The sequence below is a fragment of the Desulfosporomusa polytropa genome, from assembly GCF_055380075.1.
Window position 1 is genome coordinate 1,856,045 of the sequence record NZ_AP042400.1, and the last position, 22,541, is coordinate 1,878,585.

The window sequence follows — 22,541 nt, forward strand, 5'->3', positions numbered from 1 at the left end:
TTATATGGTTTTAGGCAATCTTCTTTTGAAATTTCATGATGCTGATTGATAAAGCTACCAAAATATATACAATCAAGGCAAAGATCTGCGACCACAAGAAATTAATACCAATCCCTTTAAGAACAATGGCTCGCAGTATTTCTAGATAAAAAGTCAGCGGCAGCAAATGCCCTAATTGGTAGAAAAGCTGCGGCATAGCTTCACGTGGGAACATGAAGCCAGATAACAACACACTAGGCAAAAATATAAAAAAGGACATTTGCATAGCTTGCATTTGCGTCTTGGCTGATGTTGAGATAAGTACGCCCAAAGACAAAGAAGCAATGATAAAAAGTGTGGTCAAACCGTAAAGTAAGGCGATACTCCCTTTCATCGGCACATCAAACACCAGTGACCCTACTACCAATGCCAACGTAACCTGAACATAACCAACAAAAATATAGGGAATGATTTTTCCCAGCATCAATTCATGGGATTTCAGCGGAGTTACAATCAATTGTTCAAGTGTACCATGCTCCCGTTCACGAACAATAGCCATTGAGGTAATCATAACTAAGGTCATGGTCAGTATAATCCCCAATATACCTGGCACCATGTAAAATGCCGAAATAAAGTCAGGATTATACCAAGGGCGAATGCGAATATCAATTGGCGAAACTACCTGTTTCCCCAGCGATCCCTGCATCTGCTTTAACAGTATTTCTTGTGAACGTATCTGCCCGATTAATTGTGCCGCCGATATGGCCGAGGAGGCTGCCATGGAATCAGAGGCATCAACAATGACTTGTACCGCCGCACTGCGCCCATGCTTAATATTGTCCGTATAATCTGGTGGAATGATAACGCCTACCTTGGCCGTACCATCCTCAATAGCTTCGGTCACTTCCTGATAATTTTTTGCTACATACTTTATGTTAAAATATTCACTGGCTTGGAAGGCAGACAGTAAATCCCGTCCCTCCTGTTGCAGTGATTGATCAAAAACAATAGTTGACAAATGCTTTACATCAGTATTAATTGCAAACCCAAACAGCAACAGTTGGACAATTGGCATGACTACCATCATGGCAAAGGTCAGTCGGTCCCGCCGCATTTGGATGAACTCTTTAATCAGCAACGCTCTTAATCGAATCACACGCTCAGCTCCTTCCGCTTAGCTTTTACATAGAAAACAAATACATCCTCAAGCGTCGGCGTAATTACCCGATAGTCATAGGTTTGATAGTCTGCTAACTGCACTTCACTGATAAGAACATGTACACTGGTTCCATAAGGATACACATCCAAAACCTCCCGCTGCTGCGCCATCAGCTCAGCAAACAGTCCCATGGGGTCCTGCGTCGAAATTTCAAGCAGCATTCCTGGCAAATCACGCTTAAGTTTGGCTGGTGTGTCGTCCGCGATCAGATTACCTTCATAAATAAACCCGATGGAATCACAATGTTCAACTTCATCCATAAAATGAGTGGTAACCATAACTGTCGTTCCCTGGTTTGCCAACTCATAAATAATATCCCAAAACATACGTCGCGACTTAGGATCAACACCACCGGTCGGTTCATCCAGAAATAAAATCGCCGGCTCATGTAAAATAGAGCAGCCTAGTGCCAGTCGCTGCTTCCAGCCACCGGACAAGTTTGCTGTCATCTCCTGGCGACGGTCTTTCAGCCTAGCCATATCCAGCATATGCTCTATTCGATCTTGTCGCTGACCTCCCTTTAAACTATACAAACCGGCATAAAACTCAAGGTTTTCCAGTACTGTCAGATCATCATACAGACTAAACTTTTGCGACATATAACCAATTTTTTCTTTAATCTCTTCGCCTTGCAACGCCAAATCCAGTCCCAGGATTTGCCCCCGCCCGCTTGTAGGAGTCAAAATCCCGCACAACATGCGAATAGTCGTTGATTTTCCTGAACCATTAGGCCCCAAAAATCCATAAATACTTCCTTGAGGAATTTTAAGATTAACCTGGTTAACTGCCACAAAATCACCGAAAACCCGGGTGAGGTTTTCTGTTTCTACAGCATACATTATGTTTCCCCTCCCCCTGCCAGATGAACAAATACATCCTCTAATGTCGGTGGAATCTCACGGAGATCATACTCATTCACTCCGGCTGCCTTTAGCGCAGCTTCCACTGACAACTTTGCTTTTGCATTAGGCTCAGTTACCAAATGATAATGATCACCAAATGCATTAATGTCAAGAATAGTACATTGTGCCAATAGTTGTTTTAACTGTCTGCCCTCGGCTTTAAGCTCCAACAGCTGGAAAGGATACGCCTCCTTCAAATGTTTCGGCGTATCACAGGCCACAAGCTTACCCTGATTCATGAACGCCACCTGGGTACACAGCTCAGCTTCATCCATATAAGGCGTAGAAACAAAAATTGTCATTCCTTCTTTGTTCAGTCGGTACAGCATTTGCCAAAACTCCCGCCGGGAAACAGGATCAACACCGGTGGTGGGTTCATCTAAAAAAAAGACTTTTGGCCGATGCATGAGCCCGGCAGCCAACGCTAATTTTTGTTTCATACCGCCTGACAGATTGTCAGCCAAACGGTCCTTGAAGGGCAGTAGGTTAGTAAAAGCCAAAATTTCCGTACCTAACTCATTTACCCGCTGCTTATTTGCTCCATATAAAGCACCGATAACGCGAATATTTTCCATAACAGTAAGATCACCGTACAGACTGAATTTTTGCGGTACATAGCCGATTTGAGCTTTTACATTCTCGATATTCTCGCTGCCTAGCAGACGTATACTGCCTGCTGTTAGTGCCATAATACCAGTAATCATCCGAATAGTCGTGGTCTTGCCTGCACCATCAGGCCCAACCAAGCCAAAGATGGTTCCGGCTTCAACCTTGAGATTGAGATTATCTACAGCTGTTAAAGCGCCAAACCGCCTAGTAACATTGGTAAGGGTAATCATTTAAGCACCACATCAGCTGGCATACCCGGCTTTAAAATTCTTTCGGCATTATCGAGCTTTACCTTGACCGCAAATACCAGATTGGCCCGTTCGCTTTGCGTAATACTCTGTCGGGGAGTAAACTCGGCATTTTGGCTGATTTCCTTAATTTCTCCGCGAAACACTCTGCCAGGAAAAGAATCCACCTTAACCTGGGCCTCCTGCCCTACAGCTATTAGTCCTAATTGAGTTGATGACACATATATCTTTACCCAGCAATCGTTCATATCCCCTACTGTCAAAACGGCGGCTCCGGGATTGACATACTCGCCATTTTCAAAATTTTTAGATAAAATAAGGCCACTGATTGGACTGACGACCACCGTATCTTCTAACAATACCTTGCTAGCTGCCAACACTGCCTTACTACGTTCCAATTCCAGCCGCTGCGCTTCAATAGCCTCCGGTCGATTGCCCTCGTTCCCGAGACTTAACCGCTGATTAGCTGCAGTCATACTACCGAAAGCTACCTCCATGTTCGAGCGGGCAGTATCCAGCTGTTGGGCTGAAATAGCACCAGTCGCGTATAGGCTTTGATAGCGTTCATAATCTTGCCGGGCTTTCTCATATACCGAACGAGCAGATTCCAGCATGGCGCTCAGTTCCTGCCGTTCCTGACTGCGCAGCCCGGCCTCCAAATCCCGCAGCTGTGCGGCCGCCTTGGCTAATGCAGCTTCATCTCTGACAACCTGGGCCTCCAAATCAGCTCTGGTTATCTTGGCAACTATTTGCTGAACCTCAACTGAATCGCCCGCCTTTAGCTGTAGTCCTGTCAAATAACCGCTCACCTTAGGCATAACATCTGCTCGTGTTACTTCGATTGTGCCTGTAGCCGTAATACCGGTTTCCGCGGTTCTTAGATACTTATAGGCCACCCCCCCTGCTACAAGCAGGGCAAGCAAAACACCTGCCAATATTTTTTTATTCATCACCATACTCTTTCACCCCGTTCAAAAAAATTTCTACTGCTTGCACAATGAATTTTTCACCCTGCATAGTACCGTCTGGCACAAAGCGCCGCGAAATAGGCCGGGAAATAAAATAGAAGTTTAACATACCCACCAGTGCTAAGGCTGCTGCGTTAACATCCATATCCTTGCGAAACTCACCGCAATCAATTCCCTCACGCAAGGTGTTCGTCAAAAAACCATAGACTCGGTGAATATATTTTTGGATTAATGGTTCGAAGAATCGGGATGGATTAATAATCTCGCCCATAAGAAATTTAGTAAAAAAGGGCATTTTGCCATGTACCATAGCTACACCTTGCGCATATTTGACGATTTTTTCGGTTGGTGAAGCCTTTATGCCCGAAACTGAGTCTAACAACATTCCTATTGGAGAGAACTGTTTTTCAAGGATAGTCGAATATAAGCCCTCTTTACTGCCAAAATGATAGGATATCAAAGCACTGTTCGCCGCTGCTTCTTTCGACAGCTCCCTGATCGATACTCCCGACAACCCTCCTTCGGAAAATAATTTTTCCCCAGCTTCAATCAATTTATCTCGAGTGTCTTTTTCCATAAATTCACTCCTGCAACATAATTTAATCAATCGATTAATTAAATTATAATTCTCGCATTAATCCTTGTCAAGAACAACCCAGACTACATCTCTTATTTAAAGAAATTCCCCTCACCGCTTGACGAACAAAGAAAAAAGTAGGAGTATAGTATGGTACTATAGTATCTGGAGATGATCATCTATGAATAAAAATCCCATACCAGCTAAATTTATCCCTGCCATACTGATAATCCTCGTGTTCGTAGCAGGATTATCGGGAATCCGTTATTTTGGTGTTTTTTCGCCTGGACATGTTGTCCCACAAGGACCTGTCACTGTTACAACCGCACCTATTAGTATCATAAATAAAGAGGTAGAAATTGTCCTCCCCGGCACTGTCCAAAGCCGTCAAGCGGTCATTATTAGTGCAGAAATTTCTGGTCTCCTTAGTGAGGTAAATGTAACAGAAGGGCAGCTAGTAAAAGCCGGACAATTGCTCGCTCATATTGAAGGTTCAGCAGCATCTGGTGGAGCTGAAGCAGCTACTACTATACCTTCCAGTCATAACGAGGATTCCCTTCAACAGGCCCAGGCCAATTATGACAAGGTTTCACAAGAATATGATCGTTATCAAAAATTATATCAAGTAGGCGGCATTGCGCGACGGCAATTTGAAGATGTATCTGCCCGCTTGCAAGCAGCGCGCGAGGCTTTAGCCAGCTTCCAAGATATTGCGCCTTCTAGTGGTGGCACAGTACGCCAGCCTAGCTCGGCTAACCTTTCTGCCCCTATTAGCGGCAAGGTAACTGGGCTTTCCACTACTAGCGGTAAAACAGTCCAGGCCGGCCAGCAGCTAATGGTATTGGACACCGGCGGCGACGTTCGTGTCGTTACTCACCTTCAGCAAAAGGATTTATACCTTGTCTACTCCGGCACCCTGGCTGATATCGTAGTTGGCAGTTCAGCTGCTCAAACTCTCATTGGTCAGGTCGAAGCCATCTATCCGGAAGCAGGAGCTGACACGCCGTTGTTCCTTGCTCATATTAGGGTCGATAATACTAGCGGCCTTCTCAAAACAGAACTTCCTGTAGAGGTTCGTCTGAAAACAGGCAATTCAACACCTGTTCGCGCCGTACCGCTAGCCGCCATTTTTCAAGAGCAAGAACTCAACTATTTATACCTGGCCATTGACGGCAAAGCCGTCAAGCAGCAGATTACTTTAGGTGTAACAATTGGTGACTTTGTAGAAATTACTTCCGCCTTGCCAGAACAAGCCCTCATTATAACCAGCGGTATACAGAACCTAAAAGATGGTGATACGTTAGCACTCCCCTAGAAAAAACTTCAAAAAAAATCGCCTCACCAAAAGGCAAGACGTAAGAGGTCACGTCATAGGGATGCGTTTCCCATGACATTTATATCATACATGCAAATTATTAAAAAAGAATTATAAAACAAAGAAACTACAAAAATATTTTATAGCCAAAAACGCCAGACTTTGCAGTCTGGCGTTTTCTTACTAACTATGCGTGCAACACGTCCGCAACCTTAGAAGCGGAAGTCGCGTTTTCCATCGGTAAGTTCATTCAAATGCTCTATGGCGATTTTACGAACTTTTTCATTGGTTATACGGGGAATTTCGTTGGCAATGACCTTCTCACCCTTTGCTTTAGTATCTGCCAAAGCATAATCTTCTAAGTATTCCTTAAGGGTCATAAGCGCATTCGGCTGACAACAATTGGCAATTTGTCCTGTCTTCACCAGACTCATAAACCGGTCTCCGGTACGCCCTTCGCGATAACAGGCCGTACAGAAGCTAGGGATATAGCCCATAGTCAGCAGCCAATTCACAATTTCATCCAGCGTACGCTTATCATTTACATCAAACTGGGCTGAGTTATCATCTTCGGCTTCTGGTTCAACATAGCCACCGACACTGGTACTGGAGCCGCCGCTGACTTGAGATATACCTAACTGCAGCACACGCTCACGAGTTTTTTGAGATTCACGGGTAGAAACAATCATTCCAGTGTAGGGAACAGCAATACGGAGCACAGTTACTATTTTAGCAAATATATCATCAGAGATCGCATTACTAAAGTTTTCGGGGTCAATATCATCGGCAGGACGAATCCGCGGAACGCTGATGGTATGTGGCCCAACGCCCATAGCGGCCTCTAAATGTTCAGCATGCATAAGCAACCCAACAAAATCATAACGATACATATTTAAGCCAAACAAAACACCTACGCCAACATCATCAATCCCACCTTCCATGGCCCGATCCATAGCTTCGGTATGGTAGGCATAATCTTTCTTTGGCCCGGTTGGGTGCAGCTCCTCATAGGACTTTTTATTATAGGTCTCTTGAAAAAGAATATACGTACCAATACCTGCATCCTTTAGCTTGCGGTAGTTTTCCACTGTTGTTGCGGCAATATTGACATTAACACGGCGAATAGCGCCATTTTTGTGTTTTATACTATAAATGGTTTTGATGCTTTCCAATACATATTCAATCGGATTGTTAACCGGGTCTTCACCTGTTTCCAAAGCTAGGCGCTTATGGCCCATGTCCTGTAATGCAATTACCTCTCGCGCAATATCCTCCTGAGAAAGCTTTTTGCGGGAAATATTTTTGTTTTTGTGGTGATAGGGGCAGTACACACAGCCGTTTATACAGTAGTTTGAAAGATATAACGGAGCAAACATTACAATGCGATTTCCATATAGCTTTTGCTTGATTTCTTTCGCCAGTGACATCATTTTTTCATTCTCATCTTCTAAGTCACACTCTAGCAACACGGCTGCTTCACGGTGAGTCAAACCTTTGCAATCTTTGGCCCGTTCTAAGAGGCTGTCAATGAGTTCACGATTGCTTTTGTTTTGCTGAGCAAAAGCCAGCGTGTCCAAAACTTCCTGGTCGTCAATAAATTCAGTGGCAATTTTTGATTTACTATTATACATTAGTAAGACTCCTTTTTAATGATAATTATTTATCTTCGATTGTAGATAGCTTAGAATACACCGTTTTACTATTAACATGGGGAATCATTCCTAATTTACCAGAGAGAGCGCTGATAACATCATTGGGAGCATCCATCACAATACTAATTACCGAAACACTGCGTTTGGAATAGGGAATTCCCATTCTACCGACAATGTGCTCACCATATTCATGAAGAATATCGTTTATCTTTTTTGCGGAATCCTTGTTTTCAACCACAATTCCAATTAGCGCAATTCTTGTTTCCATAATATTTTTTCTATCTCCTTAATAATATAAGAAAAGACTTGGCTTGTGCCAAGTCCCTCAGGACGCCGGCAGAAGCCTTAGTCGTTCTTATGTCAGTAGACTAAAAAAACCTTGTGACCTCAAAAGGCACAAGGATAGACGACAATGCTAAGGGAAGCAATATACAACTATGCTCCTCTATTAATTGCACCTATTCTCTCGCCTTCTCATTCGGGACGAACCCTCATGCAATCAGCACGATACTTTGTTTTACAAATTCACCTATGGTTTGCTGCAAGAAAAAATGAAAATCACTCAATCTCAAACAGCTTACCCGAATATAGTGTAAATTGTACCATATATTCAGACAAAAAACAATACTCACTTTTTATACCTATAATACTTTATATCTATTTGCGTGTAAACGTAGAAAACTCCTGCCGGATTTAGCAGGAGTTTCTGTCTTAAACAAGCTCAGTGAGCCTTTCGAAATCTTAATTACATTGCCTTTTCCAAATCTTTGCCAGGTTTTATAGTAAACCAAACTTTTACAGCATCAACGATAACAAAGACGATGAGGATCATCATAACAACACTGGAACCAGCAAGTAACCATTGAGCTTTTGGCACATAGAATTCAAATATATTGTAGAAACCAGCAGTCATTGCTGTCACGAACATAAAGCAAAGGGGAATGAGTGTAACCCACAGGTACTTTGCTTTACCCATACGCAACAACATGGTAGTACCAATCGTTAACGCCATACTGGCAAGCAATTGGTTAGAAAGTCCAAATAGTGGCCAAATGGATGAGATCGAACCACCAAATAGTAAGTAACCCCAGGCGAAAGAGATTAATGCACTAGTGAAGATGATACCTGGCGTCCAATGTGCGTCACCGAGTGGCTTGTACACCATGCCGCCAACTTCTTGTAACAAGTAGCGGCCAACGCGAGTACCGGCATCAATAATTGTTAAGATGAACAAAGCCTCAAACATAATCGCGAAATGATACAGGAAACCCATAAAGGATTCCAATCCCGGAATTTGCGCAAAAATATGTGCCATACCTACAGCAAGTGATACTGCACCACCTGGCCGACCGGCAACATTTTCACCAACCATCTGTGATAAGAGCGGAAGTTCCTGTACGTTCATCCCGAGTTTTGCAAATACTGCCGGAGCACTATTAATAGCAAAATAATCGGCAGGAATCAAACTGGTTGCTGCAATCAGCGCCATAACACTAATAAATGCTTCAGCAAGCATGGCCCCAAAACCGATTGGCAAAATTTCGGATTCGTTAGTAAGCATCTTTGGTGTTGTACCAGTGGCAATAACAGAATGGAATCCGGAAATTGCGCCACAGGCAACAGTAATACAAACGAACGGCCAAACAGGACCAGGAACAACCGGGCCACCACCACCAATAAATTGGGTGATTGCCGGCATGTGGATTGTCGGATTAACAATGACAATCCCTACAGCCAAAGCACCGATGGTACCGATTTTCATATATGTGCTCAAATAATCGCGCGGAGCTAATAAGAGCCATACCGGAAGTGCGGCTGCGATAAAACCATATAACGGAAGAACAATGTCTAATTGGGTACGACTAAGTGTGAAGAAAGGAGCCCAAGAAGAATCTTGAATCAAAGCTCCGCCAAATACCGCAGCAATAACCATTACAACACCAACGAAAGATGCTTCACCAATGTGGCCAGGACGTAGATAACGCATGTAGACGCCGATAAAGAGGGCAATTGGAATCGTTGCACCGACGGTAAATGCACCCCAAGGACTGTTGAACAACGCATTTGCAACAGCAATTCCCATACCAGCCATGGTGATAATCAGGATGAAAATGACAGCAAGTGCAGCAGCTAAACCAGCAGATTTGCCGATTTCCTCCTTGGCAATTTCGGCAATGGAGCGACCGTCATGTCGAACAGATGCAAATAGGATAACCATATCATGGACTGCACCGCCCATACAGGCACCGATAAGTATCCAAATCATGCTCGGCAAATAACCAAACTGTGCTGCAAGCACCGGACCAACAAGCGGACCAGCGCCAGCTATAGCGGCAAAATGATGTCCGAAAGTTACCCATTTATTTGTGGGTACATAGTCATGACCGTCTTCGTGTACAACAGCCGGAGTCGGACGCTTGGGATCAAGCGCTAAAACTTTTGCTGCAATGAAGGCGCCATAGTAACGATAGCAAAGTGTTAGCACCAAAGCCGAAATAATAACAAGATAAAGACCATTCATAAAGCTTGCCTCCTTAAATTTATTGAATTATTACATTAATCACTATAAAGTAAAAGTTATAATTAATAAATACAATCTATATGAATGGACTAAAATGATATATGAATAGAAATTATCGGGAACGAATGGAAATGCACTTACTATATAATATACTATAAAAAAAAACCGCCAACCACGAAGGTAGACGGCAACATAGTTAAAATATAGCTTGAAAGTTTCTAGATTGCTCTATCTTTTCTTACAATTTCCTGGTCAGGTTTAACTGCAATCCAACATACCACGCCGATTATTGCAGAAAAAGCAGTTACCACAATGGCTGCCTGCCAACCATAATGAGTCGCTATCCAAGCAGTTGCAACAGGAGCTACTACCCCACCGATATTACCCCAAAAGTTCATCCAGCCAGAAACGGTGCCGCAAAACTTCCCGCCGATGTCCATAGAAGCAGCCCAAGACGCATTAAAAGTAAACCCTAATGATCCCAGCGAAAGAGTAAGCCACAGAACATTCATGCTCGGGGTAGATGCAATAGCAGCCATGTACAGAGCTGCCCCCGAAAGCAAAAGACCAGTTGCTCCAAATAAAGTACGTGCTTTGTGCTTAGACACGCCTGCGGCAATAAGCTTATCGCTTATAAAACCTGTAAGAAAGGTGACAGCACACAACGCGGCCCAAGGAAATGAAGCCGCAATACCCATTTTGGCCAACGAGAACCCTTGTGCTTCCATCAAATAGAGAGGCAACCATGCAAGAAAAACGTACATAATATAATCGGTGATAAAATATTGCAACCCGATAGCCCAAAACTGTGTTGAAGTAATGAAGCTTCCCCAAGGAGCAATTTCCTTAGCTGCCTTCGGATCAGCCATCACCATCCCGTTCTCGATATGATCGGCCTCGGCTGTATTCACAAATTGGCTCTGACGTGGATCATTTTTCGCTAAGAACCACCAAGCCAACGCCAGAATTAAGCCCGCCGCACCAAAGATTAGGAATACTGAACGCCAGCCAAAAGCCAACATTAATCCAACAGTTACCGCCGGACCAAACACGGGACCTACAAAAGCCCCTCCAAGCATAAAGGAAGAAGCGGTTGCCTTCTCAGCCTTGTTAAACCAGCGATAGATAAAATTATTCATAGCTGGAAAAATGGGTCCTTCCCCTAGCCCAAACAAACCTCGAATAATTGCAAATGAAGTAAAGCCTGATCCACATGCGGTAAGAGCAGTAAACAACGACCACCAAGTTATGGCCACAGTTGATGAAATTCGCTGCCCAAAGTACTCTGCCATCATCCCGCCCGGAATCTGCATTAGTGCATATCCCGTAAAAAATGCAGTCTGTAAAAAGCCCATATCAACCTTAGTAAAAGCAAATTCTTGCATAATTGTCGGCGTAGCGACAGACAGATTAACCCGATCCATATATGACATAAAAGTAATTAAAAATATGAGTACCGCCATATACCATCGAAAATTAGTTTTTTTCAAATATTCCACCTCTTTTAAAAATTGTTTGAACAGCCTCCAAAATAAATTAGCATTCACCTCCTGTATCAATGCAGCACATATATGCCACAATTGTAAATTAATAGACATTCTGTACAATTCATATGTATCCCCATAATATACCACGTTATATTATTTACCATAAAAAAACATGAAATCCTGCAAAATTATTATAATTTTACAGGATTTCTTTTTGCAACGCCTGTCTTTCCCTGGTTTTAACTTACACCACCCCAGACAATTGCTTTGAATCTTTCCTTTTAATGTTCTAATGATCACCAATACTACGGCAGAACTTTATTCTTCTTGCTCTCCTAGTACTTGTTATATTTTTCATCTTGCGTTATTCTATAATTATTATTTAACTATTTTGTACACTACAAATTAACACTCTCGTTATAAGGAGGAAACATCTATGTCCATAGAAATTCACCTGGGGTATGGGAACGAAGAAATCAAAGTCAATCTCCCAAAAAAACAAATTCTGCATGTCATCGAAGGTAACCATGTCGAACCGTTGACAGATATTCCTGCTGCTGTCAAAACAGCCCTTGCCAATCCCATCGGCAGTCCACCGATCAACCAAATCGTTAAAAAAGGTGATAACGTATGCATAATCGTCAGCGATATCACTCGCGCTTGGGTCCGTAACGACCTATTCCTGCCACCACTTCTCGACGAACTCAATGCCTCCGGTGTGCCTGACAGCGACATTACCATCGTCGTTGCCCTCGGTGCGCATCGCCATCATACGCCGCAAGAAAACCTTGCCACTTATGGCCAAGAAGTGGTTAAGCGAATTACTATTGAGCAAAGTTATGCTCCGGAAACCGAAAATTTCGTGAAACTCGGTACCACTAGCCAAGGAGTAGACACCTGTGTTTACAAAACAGTTGCTCAGGCCGACAAAGTCATCCTAACTGGCGGCATTGTCTATCACCTGATGGCCGGGTTTGGCGGCGGTCGCAAGTCTATCATGCCTGGAGTCTCGGCCTATGCAAGCATTCAGGGCAACCATAGCTTCTGCCTGCATGATGTAGTTGGACAAGGCATTAGTCCTGACTGTATCTCCGGCAAGCTTAGTGGCAATACCATGCATGAGAACATAACAGAAATGGCAGCAATGGTTAAACCAGCCTTCTTGCTCAATGCAGTTTTAACACCTGAAGGAAAATTCGCTAAGTTTGTTGCTGGGCACTGGTATGATGCCTGGCTCGAAGGTTGCCATGCAGTGGAAAATATTTTTGGAGTACCTATCACTGCCAAGGCGGATCTCGTCATTGGCTCAGCAGGTGGTTTTCCCAAAGATATCAACCTATATCAGGGATCGAAAACCATAGATAACGCCTTTATGGCCACAAAAGACGGCGGCGTTATCATCTTACTGCTAGAGTGCCGCGATATCAAAGAACCACCAGATTTCAGTGGCTGGTTCGATTTTGAATCGTTGTATGAACGTGAGCTCGCACTACGCAAAGGGTTCACCGTCCCAGGATTTATCGCCCTCAAATGTGGCCTAATTGCCAAACAGGTATCTCTCATCATCGTTACCCTGCCACAAAACAAGGATTTCATCACCAAGGCCGGGATGATACCTGCCACCTCGTTGGAGGAGGCTATAGCTATTGCCGAACAGAAGCTGGGGCGCAAAGATTACTCTATTACTGTGATGCCCCACGCGGCTAACACAGTACCCGTAATGAAAGAATAATTTAGCTACATTCCTTATATGTTCGAAATGGGAAAACGTTCTTTGTAAAAAAAGAACGTTTTCCTTTTTCCTTATCCATTATCCATTAAATAATAGTTATGACTGAACTACAGCTCTCACATTTACTTTAACATCATAAAATGTGCTCCCTTCTGCCTTATCTGTTAGACGCTGTGAAGTCAGCGTATTAACTGAACGATTTCCTGGAGCATGTTCAATCCACCATACACCTTCGGTAACAACAATCCCTGCTGGAATTTTAGCTGAAATTTGCAGTGTAAAAGTTACCTCGCCGCGTTCATTACTGGCAATTGCAAGTTGACCATCTTTTAAGCCTTTTTCTTCGGCATCACCCGGGTTCATTTGCAAAAGCATCTTGTTACTCCCAGTCAAATCTGCCCTTTCATTAAAAGATGAGTTTAATAACCGCATGTCTGGCGAATTAATCAGCCAAAATTCGGCATTATCTCCGTGCGGCTTTGTATATTTAGGCAAAATGTCATCTTCTTGGGGGTTGAGAATTTCTATTTTTCCTGAAGGAGTCTTAAACTGAGTCTTATAACCTTCAGGCAGCGGCAATTCCAGTGCTCGTCCTTCCCACAATACATCTATCTGAGTGCTTGCCAGCCAGGGAGATGGCTTAGCCAAAATAGCATCAATTAAATCATCTGGTGACTGGTTAAAGAACGGTTTATTAATACCCATTGCGTCTGCCAGCAAGGCAAATACCTCCCAGTTAGATTTTGCCTGCCCCACTGGCGAAATGGCCGGATAGGCGCGCTGCATGATATAGTTTCCGTAAGAACGGTAAATATCGCTGTGTTCGAGTGAGGTAGTTGCTGGTAAAATGATATCAGCATATTTGGCCGTATCAGTTATAAAACGTTCATGAACAACAGTAAATAAATCTTCTCGTGCCAAGCCTTGTAATACCCGGTTTTGATCAGGCGCTATGGCTGCGGGATTAGAAATGTACACATAAAGACTCTTAATCGGGGGATCACTCACTTCATTTAAGGCTTGACCAAGTTTATTCATATTGATAATTCGTGTTGGCTGTTCTTGAAAATCCTCACGAGTTACCAAATTAGAATCAAATGCTGCTCCTGTAGATGTACCAGTCAACAGTCCACCACCAGGTTTCCCCCAGGCACCGACAACTCCAGGCAAACAAGTGATGGCCCGAACAGTCATTGCTCCATTGCCATAACGGGATAAACCGCTGCCCATTCGAATAAAAGGAGCTCGTGCATTCGCGTACTGCCTGGCTATCTCTTCAATTGTGCCAACAGCAATCCCGGTTATCTCACTAACTGTCTCAGGCGAATAGTTAGCGAGAATGTTTGTTCGCAGTTCCTCATACCCTTGTACGTATTGACCTATAAAATCCTTATCGGCCAAATTCTCCCGTGCTATTACATGCATCATCCCAAGTGCCAAAGCGCCATCAGTACCCGGACGAACAATAATCATTCGGTCAGCAATTTTTGCTGTAGGTGTCTCATATGTGTCGATTAGCCACACCTTGGCTCCTTGTTCCTTGGCAATCTTTATATCATGCATAATATGAATATCTGTTGCCAACGCGTGAATACCCCAGAGAATAATTAGGTCGCTTTGGTGAATTTCATTGGTATGTGGCGCCATTGTCTGACCCATAACAGCATTCCAGCCGTACCCCTTAGCCGGAGAGCAAATCGTACGTTCCAATCGTGAAGCGCCTAGACTATAGAAGAAAGGATGTCCAGCATTCCGCTGAATAAGCCCCATGGTTCCAGCATACGAGTAAGGCAGTATGGCTTCGGCTCCGTACTGGGCAATATTATTCTTCCAGTTTGATGTGACTTTTTCAATGGCTTCTTCCCAGGAAATTGGCGCAAATTTGCCACTCCCCTTACTGCCAATCCGCCGCAATGGCGTTACGATTCTGCGCTCTGAATGGACTGTTCGTTCATAATGTGCCATCTTCGGACAAAGCGTTCCTCTTGTAAATGGATGTTCCGGGTCACCCTCAACCTTGACAACCCGTCCAGCATCTACGTGGACAAGCAAACCGCATGTGTCTGGACAATCATAAGGGCAGACCGAGCGTATTATTTTCATGACATATTCCCCTTTTACTTATTATCAACAATGTAAAGCATGCACTTACAGCGTCAATATATTTAAATTAATTCGCTATTTTTCTTAATTCCTCCTTTGCATTTTTAATATAATCTTATATATTGTTGCCTATGACAAAAATTCGCCTAAACAACGTCTAGGCGAATATAAAGCGCATATATTAAATTAATCCGTGGGCTCGTTAATACCCAATTTTCATGTTATCAATTCTGGGTTTGAACAGCTACTAAGCTGTCCGCGTTATATTTTTCCCGAAGTCTCGGCTTTTCAATTTTGCCAGTAGGATTGCGCGGAACCATGTCAAATATAATCTTACGCGGTCGTTTATATCGCGGCAAGGAAGAACAGAATTCTAATATTTCTTTATCAGTGCAGCTGCATTCTGGCTTTAGTTCGATGACAGCTGCTGCAATTTCGCCAAGCCGTTGATCTGGCAGGCCAATCACTGCTACATCCTTAATTGCATCATGTCTATGAAAAAAATCCTCAATCTGTACTGGGTACAGATTTTCGCCACCGCAAATTATAACATCTTTTTTGCGGTCCACCAAATAAATAAAACCATCTTCATCCATGCGGGCCATATCACCGGTCAAAAGCCAGCCATCTTTCAATACAGCCGCAGTCGCTTCCGGGTCATTATAGTAACATTTCATCACACCCGGCCCTCTTACAACAAGTTCGCCTACAAATCCCTGCGGAACAGCGCTGCCAGCATCATCGGTAATCCTTGCTTCCCATTTATACCCTGGTTTCCCAATTGCCCCGACTTTTTGAATGTTTTCCATACCAAGATGGACACAGCCCGGGCCGATTGATTCACTTAAACCGTAATTAGTATCATAGAGGTGGTCGGGAAAATATTTTTTCCAGCGGTGAATCAGGCTGGGTGGGACTGGCTGAGCGCCAATATGCATCAGACGCCACTGCGCAAGCTTATAATCCTTTAGATTCACTTCTCCGCTTTCGATAGCGTCAAGAATGTCCTGGGCCCAGGGGACAAGCAGCCAGACTATTGTGACCTTTTCTTCTGAAACTGCGTTTAGTATCCATCTTGGTTTAACTCCGCGTAGTAGCACAGCTTTACTTCCTGCTAGGAAACTGCCAAACCAATGCATCTTGGCACCAGTATGATATAGTGGCGGAATGCACAGAAAATTATCATCCCGCGTCTGCCTGTGATGGTTTTGTTCTGTATAGCAGGCCGATGCTAAACTATGATGATTATGCAGAATTGCTTTAGGAAAGCCTGTGGTTCCAGAAGAAAAATATAGTGCTGCATCATCTTCCTCTGTAATCTTGATTAGTGGTGCCATGTTAGAACACGCTACTTCACGCTGGTCATAGTTTTCAGCAAAGGAAGGACAATTTTCCCCTACAAAGAAATACACTTTAACATTAGCCATGGTGTCACAAATTGTTCCCATACGATCGATAAATTCTGGTCCAAAGACCAGCGCGTCAGCGTCCGCTAACTCCAAACAATATTTTATTTCCTCAGCAGCGTAGCGAAAGTTTAAAGGCACTGCTACAGCACCGGTTTTAAGAATACCAAAGTAAATTGGCAACCACTCGATGCAATTCATCAGCAGTATCGCAACTTTATCTCCCTTTTTTATACCGCTGTCCAGCAGAAGATTAGCAAACCTATTTGCTTTATTATCAAACTCACCCCAGGTTATCTCTCGTCGAAAACTAGCCGCTGGATTTGTTTCAATCAGTTCGTATTCACGCCAGGAAACTGCATGTTTTTCCTGTAGCTCCGGATTTATTTCAATCAGACTGGTTTCATCGCCATACAACATCGCATTTCGGGAAAGTATTTCCGTTATTAACACTTGTTTCTTCCTCCTATAATTCAATTAATAAACATAAAAAATCCCGTCACTGTATTCCTACAGGGACGGGATTAATAATCCGTGGTACCACCCTGCTTGCTTATTATAGCAAGCCGCTCATTTTAGGTACGAGAACCAAAGTCTGATACCCTAGCCTTGTTAACGGTGGCACACCGGCGCAGTCTACTCATTTCTTTTCAACCTGCTGCTCATGAGTGTATTTCAGTTAATCTGCTTACCGGTTCGCACCATCCACCGACTCTCTGCAAAGCATAAAAAACCTACTTTTCTCAATCATTGCATTTATCTTTTACTATTAAACGTAATTATAACACAGAAATTCCTTGTGTCAATAATAAAAAAAGATCAGCTTTTCTGATCTGTAATGGTATCTGGTCGGAGCGGCAGGATTCGAACCTGCGACCCCCTGGTCCCAAGCCAGGTACTCTACCAAACTGAGCCACGCCCCGAATACGTTATGGCAGGGGCAGAAGGACTTGAACCCTCAACCAACGGTTTTGGAGACCGCTACTCTACCAATTGAGCTATACCCCTAGATATTGGTGCCGGAGGTCGGACTCGAACCGACACAGGGTTGCCCCCGGCAGATTTTGAGTCTGCTACGTCTGCCAATTACGTCACTCCGGCAATAGATAATGGATGTTCTTACATCGCCTATCGGCTCGCAACAACATGGTTCGTTGCTTATGGTGCGGGAGACAGGAATTGAACCTGCACGTCTCACGGCGCTAGATCCTAAGTCTTAAATCGGCTATATTTTTTATAACCGAAACGTCACGAACCCACGTATTTGCTACATTTCAAAACAAAGCATCTCGACACCTTTTTTGCGGCATTGTTGTACGGTTGTTGTAGTACCTATAGCCATACATGCTTGATTCGCCCGCCCCGCGTCAGAGCATCAATATGCATCGACGCAAAAATTATCATACCATAACTCACTTTATCTCGCAAGCTTAATATTTTAGCTGACTAAGTTTTATTGTCTCCTACCTGTCTTTACTATGATCACCTAAATAAGCTATGTTTTCATTAAAGAAACGCCTGAGTAATATGCTCATATACTTTTCAATAACTCATCCTTGATATCGTTAAAGATATCAAGTTCGTTGTCAACAACTCGCCAATCAAGAGCGTTCTCCACTAAAGAAGAAAGCATTTCGACGCAGAATTAAGACTGTCATTCAAACCATGATTACATTTGCCTCCCGTCTAGTGCATCATGCACGCAAATATGAATTGCATTTTGGTAAAGATAGTCCATGGTTTGAAACATTTCAAGCAATTTATATAATGATATAAGCGACGTATCTATCGAACGTTATTATGAAACCGGGAGTGTAAAATTAAATGCATAAGTTCTTCCGAACTTACACACTTAATTTTACACTCCCCATCATTCAATATCTCAAGCAATTGCTGCAAGGCAACTGCCCAATCTAAGCTGCTAAGCTCATCGCACATGGCTAAGAACACCGCCTAAGGTGCGTTCATCAGAATGCTGGCGGTGCTGCCAACTTAGCAAGATATACCGGGCAAAGACACTTGTAGTATGGCTTACCAGCATATCATAGGAATGTCCTTGAAACTCTTTTTGCAGCCTAAGCAAGATTTTGTGCATTTGAAAAATGTCTCAATATCCCAACGCATACCGTAGATGCGAATGATTTCTTCTTCGCTTAATGTAACATCGGTCGACAAGAGGGCTAGCCACTCTCCCTTGCGAGTTCGGTTTTCCACAAAGACTATTTTCACGGCTAATCCCGGTATCATCTGGGTGCAAATTGTTCGTAATATACCACTGCCCTTGCGCCTAACCGGAGAAGCAACTTGGTACAACTGTTTCAAACTAAGCCTGCTATTGCCGACTTGATAGCGTTGATTAGTGTCTTTAACCATACCGATGGCATCCAATCCACGTTTAGTAATTTCCCGTAAGAGAGGGGCATAGGTAAACCAACTATCCATGAGAACATGGGAGGCACTAATGCCAGATGCCAAGGCCCAGTCTATCATGGTGGGAATGATGGCGGGAGCTGACTGTAAAGCTTCCATTCGTCGCTTATTGCCACAAGTGCACTTATCAATGTGAGCACTAATTCCTTGAATCTGCGATGATTGCGAACTAAGTAGAAAAAAATCGACCGGGATAAAAGTGTGACCATCAGACCAACCCAGCGTCAACATGCGAAAACCTCTGTAGTAACAACCAAGAGCATGCTCTCTAAAACGGGCTAGCAATTCAACCGATTTGCTACGATTGCGTTCATACATGGAATCATCGACAATCAAAACTCGGGTACGGTCTTTGGATGTTAACGCAGTTGCTTTTTGGATGACATCGCTGCTAAAGATAGTCACCACTTTTTTCGGCATTACTAAATTCTCTGCAATAAACTTTACACTTTAAAATGATTAACATTAATTAATAGCTTATTAGATAGACTGTCTAGCTGCTGTGCTCCAGACGCAATATTTTCCATAGATGCTGACTGCTCATCAGTTGCAGATGCAATACTTGCAACTGAATCAACAACTTTATTAGAAACTTGTGACATATCTTGCATATCCAAAAGTACCTGATCATTTTTGTTTACAATCCGTTCTACCGATGAAGTTATAGACATGGTATTTGCTGCAACTCCTTCGGCTTGACGGTCAAGGTTCATGAAGGTTTGGCCTACTTTTTCTACCCCTGCTTCTCCTCGCTCCATAAGTTCAGTTCCTTTACCGATAGCTGTAACAGCATTACGTATATTGCCCTGGCTTTGCGCAATAAGCTCGTGAATATTTTTAGTAGCCTGGCTGGTTTGTTCGGCAAGTTTACGGATTTCTTCAGCTACAACAGCAAAGCCCCGTCCATGCTCACCAGCGCGTGCTGCTTCAATAGCTGCATTTAATGCCAATAGATTAGTCTGGGTTGCTATTGTAGAAATCATGCCGAGAATCTCGCCAATTTTCTCGGAACTGCTGTCAACATCCATAATGATAAAATTGATTTTACGGGTAAACTCTTTCAAATTACCAATGTCGACGATTACTTTTTGCATAGTTTGATTGCCATCATTAGCTGCAAGTGACAAAGACTGGGCAAAATCATTGAGTTGATTTGTTTCATTTGCCAATGCGCCTAAATCTTGCTGAATATCTGACGCATTGCCATGAACACGCTGAGATTTTGCGTCAACTTCGATGGCTATACCTTTAATATTGATGACATTAGCTGCAGTATCCTCAATGGCCTTCGAATTTTCTTTTACGGCAAAAGAAAAGCTTTCAGCTGTAGTTGCGACTTGCGCTGCCTGCTCTTTCAATGAACTTACCAATCTATGCAGATTTTCAGCCATAGTTCCTGTATTTTGGGCTAAACGGGCAATTTCATTTGAACCTGGTATCTGCTCATACGTTCCACGCAGATCGCCTTCAGCAATAGTGTTGATTTTTTGCGCCGCCGCCAAAATCGGAGTGGTAATTCTCCTGACGAAGATGTAGGCCAAACCTATAGCTATCAGCAATATGGTCAGTGCAACAAATGTGTTTTTCAATGCAATTCCTTTAACTACCGACATAGCGGCGGCCTTATCCTGTACAGTGATGACAGCCCAGTTTTTCGATACGCCCGGAAGTTTTACGGTGGCATACGCGCTGACAACCTGTCTCCCAGAGGCATCTTGATATTCGAATACACCATTTTCTCCGGCCAGCGCTTTAAGTGTAATGTCTTTCAATGCTTCAGGTACTGAGATATTCTGATCTTCAGTCTTTTGATTATTATTTTTGTCTTTGATTACATTATCTTGGGCATCTTTTAGCAATAGGGTCTTCCTCATAGTTTTGTAATTATATAATTCAGCTACCTGAACTTTATCCGGATGAGCTAATACGGTGCCTTCACCGTCAATTACATAAGCGTAACTGCCTTGCCCAGCTGTAAATTTTTCCACCATCTCTTGGATAGCATCTAGTTTTATGTCAGCCCCCAAGACCCCGATGATATTGCCGCCATAATCTTTCACCGGTATAAATAACGATGTAACAGTAGTATCATTGACTGTTGTATAATAGGACTTACTAACGAAAGAATTCTTTTCAGTAATAAACTGCTTAAACCACCAACGCCCTGAACGGTCAAGGCCTCCCCGACCGAAAGAATTCGCTGTCTGCCAGCCCTTCATATCCTGAACATAAAATACATCATTAAAAGTATAACGCTTTCCCGCCGCCTGCAAGTAAGCTATTTGTTTCGGAGCGTCAAAGCCAACGATATCGCTGCTATAAGCAAGTTCCTGAGCTACATTATATGCCTGTTCGATAAAGGCACAAACATTATCGGCCAATGCCATCGAAAATACACGGTTATTTTCGAATATTTGCTTTTCGACATCTTTGGAAATGAAAATATAATTGAGCAGATTGAATATCAAAAATGGAATAATGACAAGTCCGGCGCTAAAAATAAATATTTCTGTCCTTATCGACTTAAACATCTGCATCCTCCTTTCAATTTGAAATACCATTCCTATAAATATTACGGTCTGGCAGAGCCATGATTCCGGTGCGGCGTGAGCCGCCTGTCCAATGAGTTCAAGCTAAAGTACAAAAAGCGAGCCAGTCATGAGTGGAAGAACGGGGAAATGAAACGTTTCCACGGATTAGATCGTGCCCGAGGGTATTGTCTAAAAGTATGGCAATGCAATCCAAGTTTACGGCCTTGGCCGTAAATCTTAAAAGGATAGCAACGCTAATATCCTTTTGTGGTCATGTATTTTTGAAACAGATCGCCGATTTCGTAGCATATCGTAGATTGACTCCGCTATTTATGCAGATAAGCTAAAAAAACGGGGATATATCAGTGGTTTCGAGCCGTCCCTTTGAGTCTTTTTCTGAGTAATAGAATTACTTCTGTAAATTTAGTTCAAATCTTTCAAAATAGCCAATTAATTCGCCGCTTTCATCCCGGACAGGGTTCATATATACTCGTTGATTTTTCACGTTTACTCCAACAAAAACTTCATGGCTATGATTTTTGATTTTTTCAAAAGCTTTGATAATTCTCTGTTTTGACTCTTCATTATGGCACTCAAATAAAGAGTTATCAATTAACTCTTTATATCCTCTTTCTTTGTAGTAATGATATTTTGCGGTCTTATTCATATATCTTATAATATGGTTACAATCAACAAATAAAATAGGATAAGGCATACTATCTAAAATATACGACATAAATATTTCTTTTTCCAATTTAATTGCCCCCTAGCAAGTATTTGGGTTAAGTCTTTGTTAATTCATTCTTTAATAACTATCTTACCTTGAGAATTTTTAGTCAATAACCTTATTTATATTGTTTCT

The 22,541-nt window shown here is 42.9% G+C and carries 16 protein-coding genes, 3 tRNA genes, 2 pseudogenes and 1 other annotated feature; of the genes and pseudogenes, 4 read left to right on the forward strand and 17 right to left on the reverse strand.

The genetic code is table 11. From position 1 onward, the window contains the following. Positions 1-10 precede the first annotated feature (10 nt). From ACZ449_RS10545 to ACZ449_RS10565, 5 genes are read right to left on the reverse strand one after another with little or no spacing between them, the layout of a single operon-like run. Complete coding sequence (locus ACZ449_RS10545) at positions 11-1,135, reverse strand: ABC transporter permease (RefSeq protein WP_464260975.1); 1,125 nt, start codon at positions 1,133-1,135, stop codon at positions 11-13. After that, complete coding sequence (locus ACZ449_RS10550) at positions 1,132-2,037, reverse strand: ABC transporter ATP-binding protein (RefSeq protein WP_464260976.1); 906 nt, start codon at positions 2,035-2,037, stop codon at positions 1,132-1,134. The genes ACZ449_RS10545 and ACZ449_RS10550 overlap by 4 nt, the downstream gene beginning before the upstream one ends. Next, positions 2,037-2,939, reverse strand: a complete 903-nt coding sequence (locus ACZ449_RS10555; RefSeq protein ID WP_464260977.1) for an ABC transporter ATP-binding protein — start codon at positions 2,937-2,939, stop codon at positions 2,037-2,039. The genes ACZ449_RS10550 and ACZ449_RS10555 overlap by 1 nt, the downstream gene beginning before the upstream one ends. Beyond that, positions 2,936-3,907 (reverse strand): HlyD family secretion protein, encoded by a 972-nt coding sequence (locus tag ACZ449_RS10560; protein WP_464260978.1) that lies wholly within the window; start codon positions 3,905-3,907, stop codon positions 2,936-2,938. Before ACZ449_RS10560 ends, ACZ449_RS10555 begins: the two co-directional genes overlap by 4 nt. Then, positions 3,900-4,502, reverse strand: coding sequence for a TetR/AcrR family transcriptional regulator (locus ACZ449_RS10565; protein WP_464260979.1), 603 nt, complete (start codon positions 4,500-4,502; stop codon positions 3,900-3,902). Before ACZ449_RS10565 ends, ACZ449_RS10560 begins: the two co-directional genes overlap by 8 nt. Positions 4,503-4,683: 181 nt before the next feature. Between ACZ449_RS10565 and ACZ449_RS10570 the strand changes: the two genes are divergently transcribed. Continuing rightward, on the forward strand, positions 4,684-5,817 hold the full coding sequence (locus ACZ449_RS10570; protein WP_464260980.1) for an efflux RND transporter periplasmic adaptor subunit: 1,134 nt from the start codon (positions 4,684-4,686) through the stop codon (positions 5,815-5,817). Positions 5,818-6,029: 212 nt separating this feature from the next. On the opposite strand, the gene hydG is transcribed toward ACZ449_RS10570, so the two are convergent. The 4 genes from hydG to ACZ449_RS10590 all read right to left on the reverse strand — a co-directional run bounded on the left by hydG (position 6,030) and on the right by ACZ449_RS10590 (position 11,480). Further along, positions 6,030-7,448, reverse strand: a complete 1,419-nt coding sequence (hydG, locus tag ACZ449_RS10575; RefSeq protein ID WP_464260981.1) for a [FeFe] hydrogenase H-cluster radical SAM maturase HydG — start codon at positions 7,446-7,448, stop codon at positions 6,030-6,032. A 25-nt stretch (positions 7,449-7,473) separates the two neighbouring features. Further along, positions 7,474-7,737: a TM1266 family iron-only hydrogenase system putative regulator gene (locus ACZ449_RS10580; protein WP_464260982.1), complete on the reverse strand. Its 264-nt coding sequence runs from the start codon at positions 7,735-7,737 to the stop codon at positions 7,474-7,476. A gap of 477 nt (positions 7,738-8,214) precedes the next feature. Continuing rightward, positions 8,215-9,990, reverse strand: coding sequence for a carbon starvation CstA family protein (locus tag ACZ449_RS10585; protein WP_464260983.1), 1,776 nt, complete (start codon positions 9,988-9,990; stop codon positions 8,215-8,217). Positions 9,991-10,208: 218 nt separating this feature from the next. After that, the gene (locus ACZ449_RS10590) at positions 10,209-11,480 is read right to left on the reverse strand and encodes an MFS transporter (protein ID WP_464260984.1); all 1,272 of its coding nucleotides are present in this window, start codon (positions 11,478-11,480) and stop codon (positions 10,209-10,211) included. Positions 11,481-11,913: 433 nt separating this feature from the next. Between ACZ449_RS10590 and larAH10 the strand changes: the two genes are divergently transcribed. Further along, complete coding sequence (gene larAH10 / locus ACZ449_RS10595) at positions 11,914-13,209, forward strand: NPN-dependent 2-hydroxyacid racemase, LarAH10 family (RefSeq protein WP_464260985.1); 1,296 nt, start codon at positions 11,914-11,916, stop codon at positions 13,207-13,209. 96 nt (positions 13,210-13,305) lie between these two features. Here larAH10 and ACZ449_RS10600 read toward each other — a convergent pair whose 3' ends face one another. The 5 genes from ACZ449_RS10600 to ACZ449_RS10620 form a co-directional block, all read right to left on the reverse strand. Continuing rightward, a complete protein-coding gene (locus ACZ449_RS10600; protein ID WP_464260986.1) occupies positions 13,306-15,312 on the reverse strand; it encodes a molybdopterin-dependent oxidoreductase in 2,007 nt (668 codons plus the stop codon). A gap of 224 nt (positions 15,313-15,536) precedes the next feature. Next, complete coding sequence (locus tag ACZ449_RS10605) at positions 15,537-17,171, reverse strand: class I adenylate-forming enzyme family protein (RefSeq protein WP_464260987.1); 1,635 nt, start codon at positions 17,169-17,171, stop codon at positions 15,537-15,539. 58 nt (positions 17,172-17,229) lie between these two features. Beyond that, positions 17,230-17,478: a binding site (T-box leader), on the reverse strand. Positions 17,479-17,564: 86 nt separating this feature from the next. Next, positions 17,565-17,641 (reverse strand) — tRNA-Pro (locus tag ACZ449_RS10610). A 9-nt stretch (positions 17,642-17,650) separates the two neighbouring features. Then, positions 17,651-17,726 (reverse strand) — tRNA-Trp (locus ACZ449_RS10615). A gap of 6 nt (positions 17,727-17,732) precedes the next feature. Continuing rightward, positions 17,733-17,819: transfer RNA gene (locus ACZ449_RS10620), tRNA-Leu, on the reverse strand. 513 nt (positions 17,820-18,332) lie between these two features. On the opposite strand from ACZ449_RS10620, the pseudogene ACZ449_RS10625 reads away from it, so the two are divergent. Beyond that, positions 18,333-18,494, forward strand: a pseudogene (locus ACZ449_RS10625) (IS1380 family transposase); the annotation flags it as partial. 255 nt (positions 18,495-18,749) lie between these two features. Here ACZ449_RS10625 and ACZ449_RS10630 read toward each other — a convergent pair. Both ACZ449_RS10630 and ACZ449_RS10635 read right to left on the reverse strand, forming a co-directional pair. Beyond that, on the reverse strand, positions 18,750-19,568 hold the full coding sequence (locus ACZ449_RS10630; protein ID WP_464260988.1) for an IS4 family transposase: 819 nt from the start codon (positions 19,566-19,568) through the stop codon (positions 18,750-18,752). A gap of 23 nt (positions 19,569-19,591) precedes the next feature. Continuing rightward, positions 19,592-21,679, reverse strand: coding sequence for a methyl-accepting chemotaxis protein (locus tag ACZ449_RS10635; protein WP_464260989.1), 2,088 nt, complete (start codon positions 21,677-21,679; stop codon positions 19,592-19,594). Positions 21,680-21,766: 87 nt separating this feature from the next. Here ACZ449_RS10635 and ACZ449_RS10640 point away from each other — a divergent pair. Then, a pseudogene (locus tag ACZ449_RS10640) lies at positions 21,767-21,942 on the forward strand (transposase); the annotation flags it as partial. A gap of 146 nt (positions 21,943-22,088) precedes the next feature. On the opposite strand, the gene ACZ449_RS10645 reads toward ACZ449_RS10640, so the two are convergent. Continuing rightward, positions 22,089-22,433, reverse strand: coding sequence for a PAS domain-containing protein (locus ACZ449_RS10645; protein ID WP_464260990.1), 345 nt, complete (start codon positions 22,431-22,433; stop codon positions 22,089-22,091). Positions 22,434-22,541 lie beyond the last annotated feature (108 nt).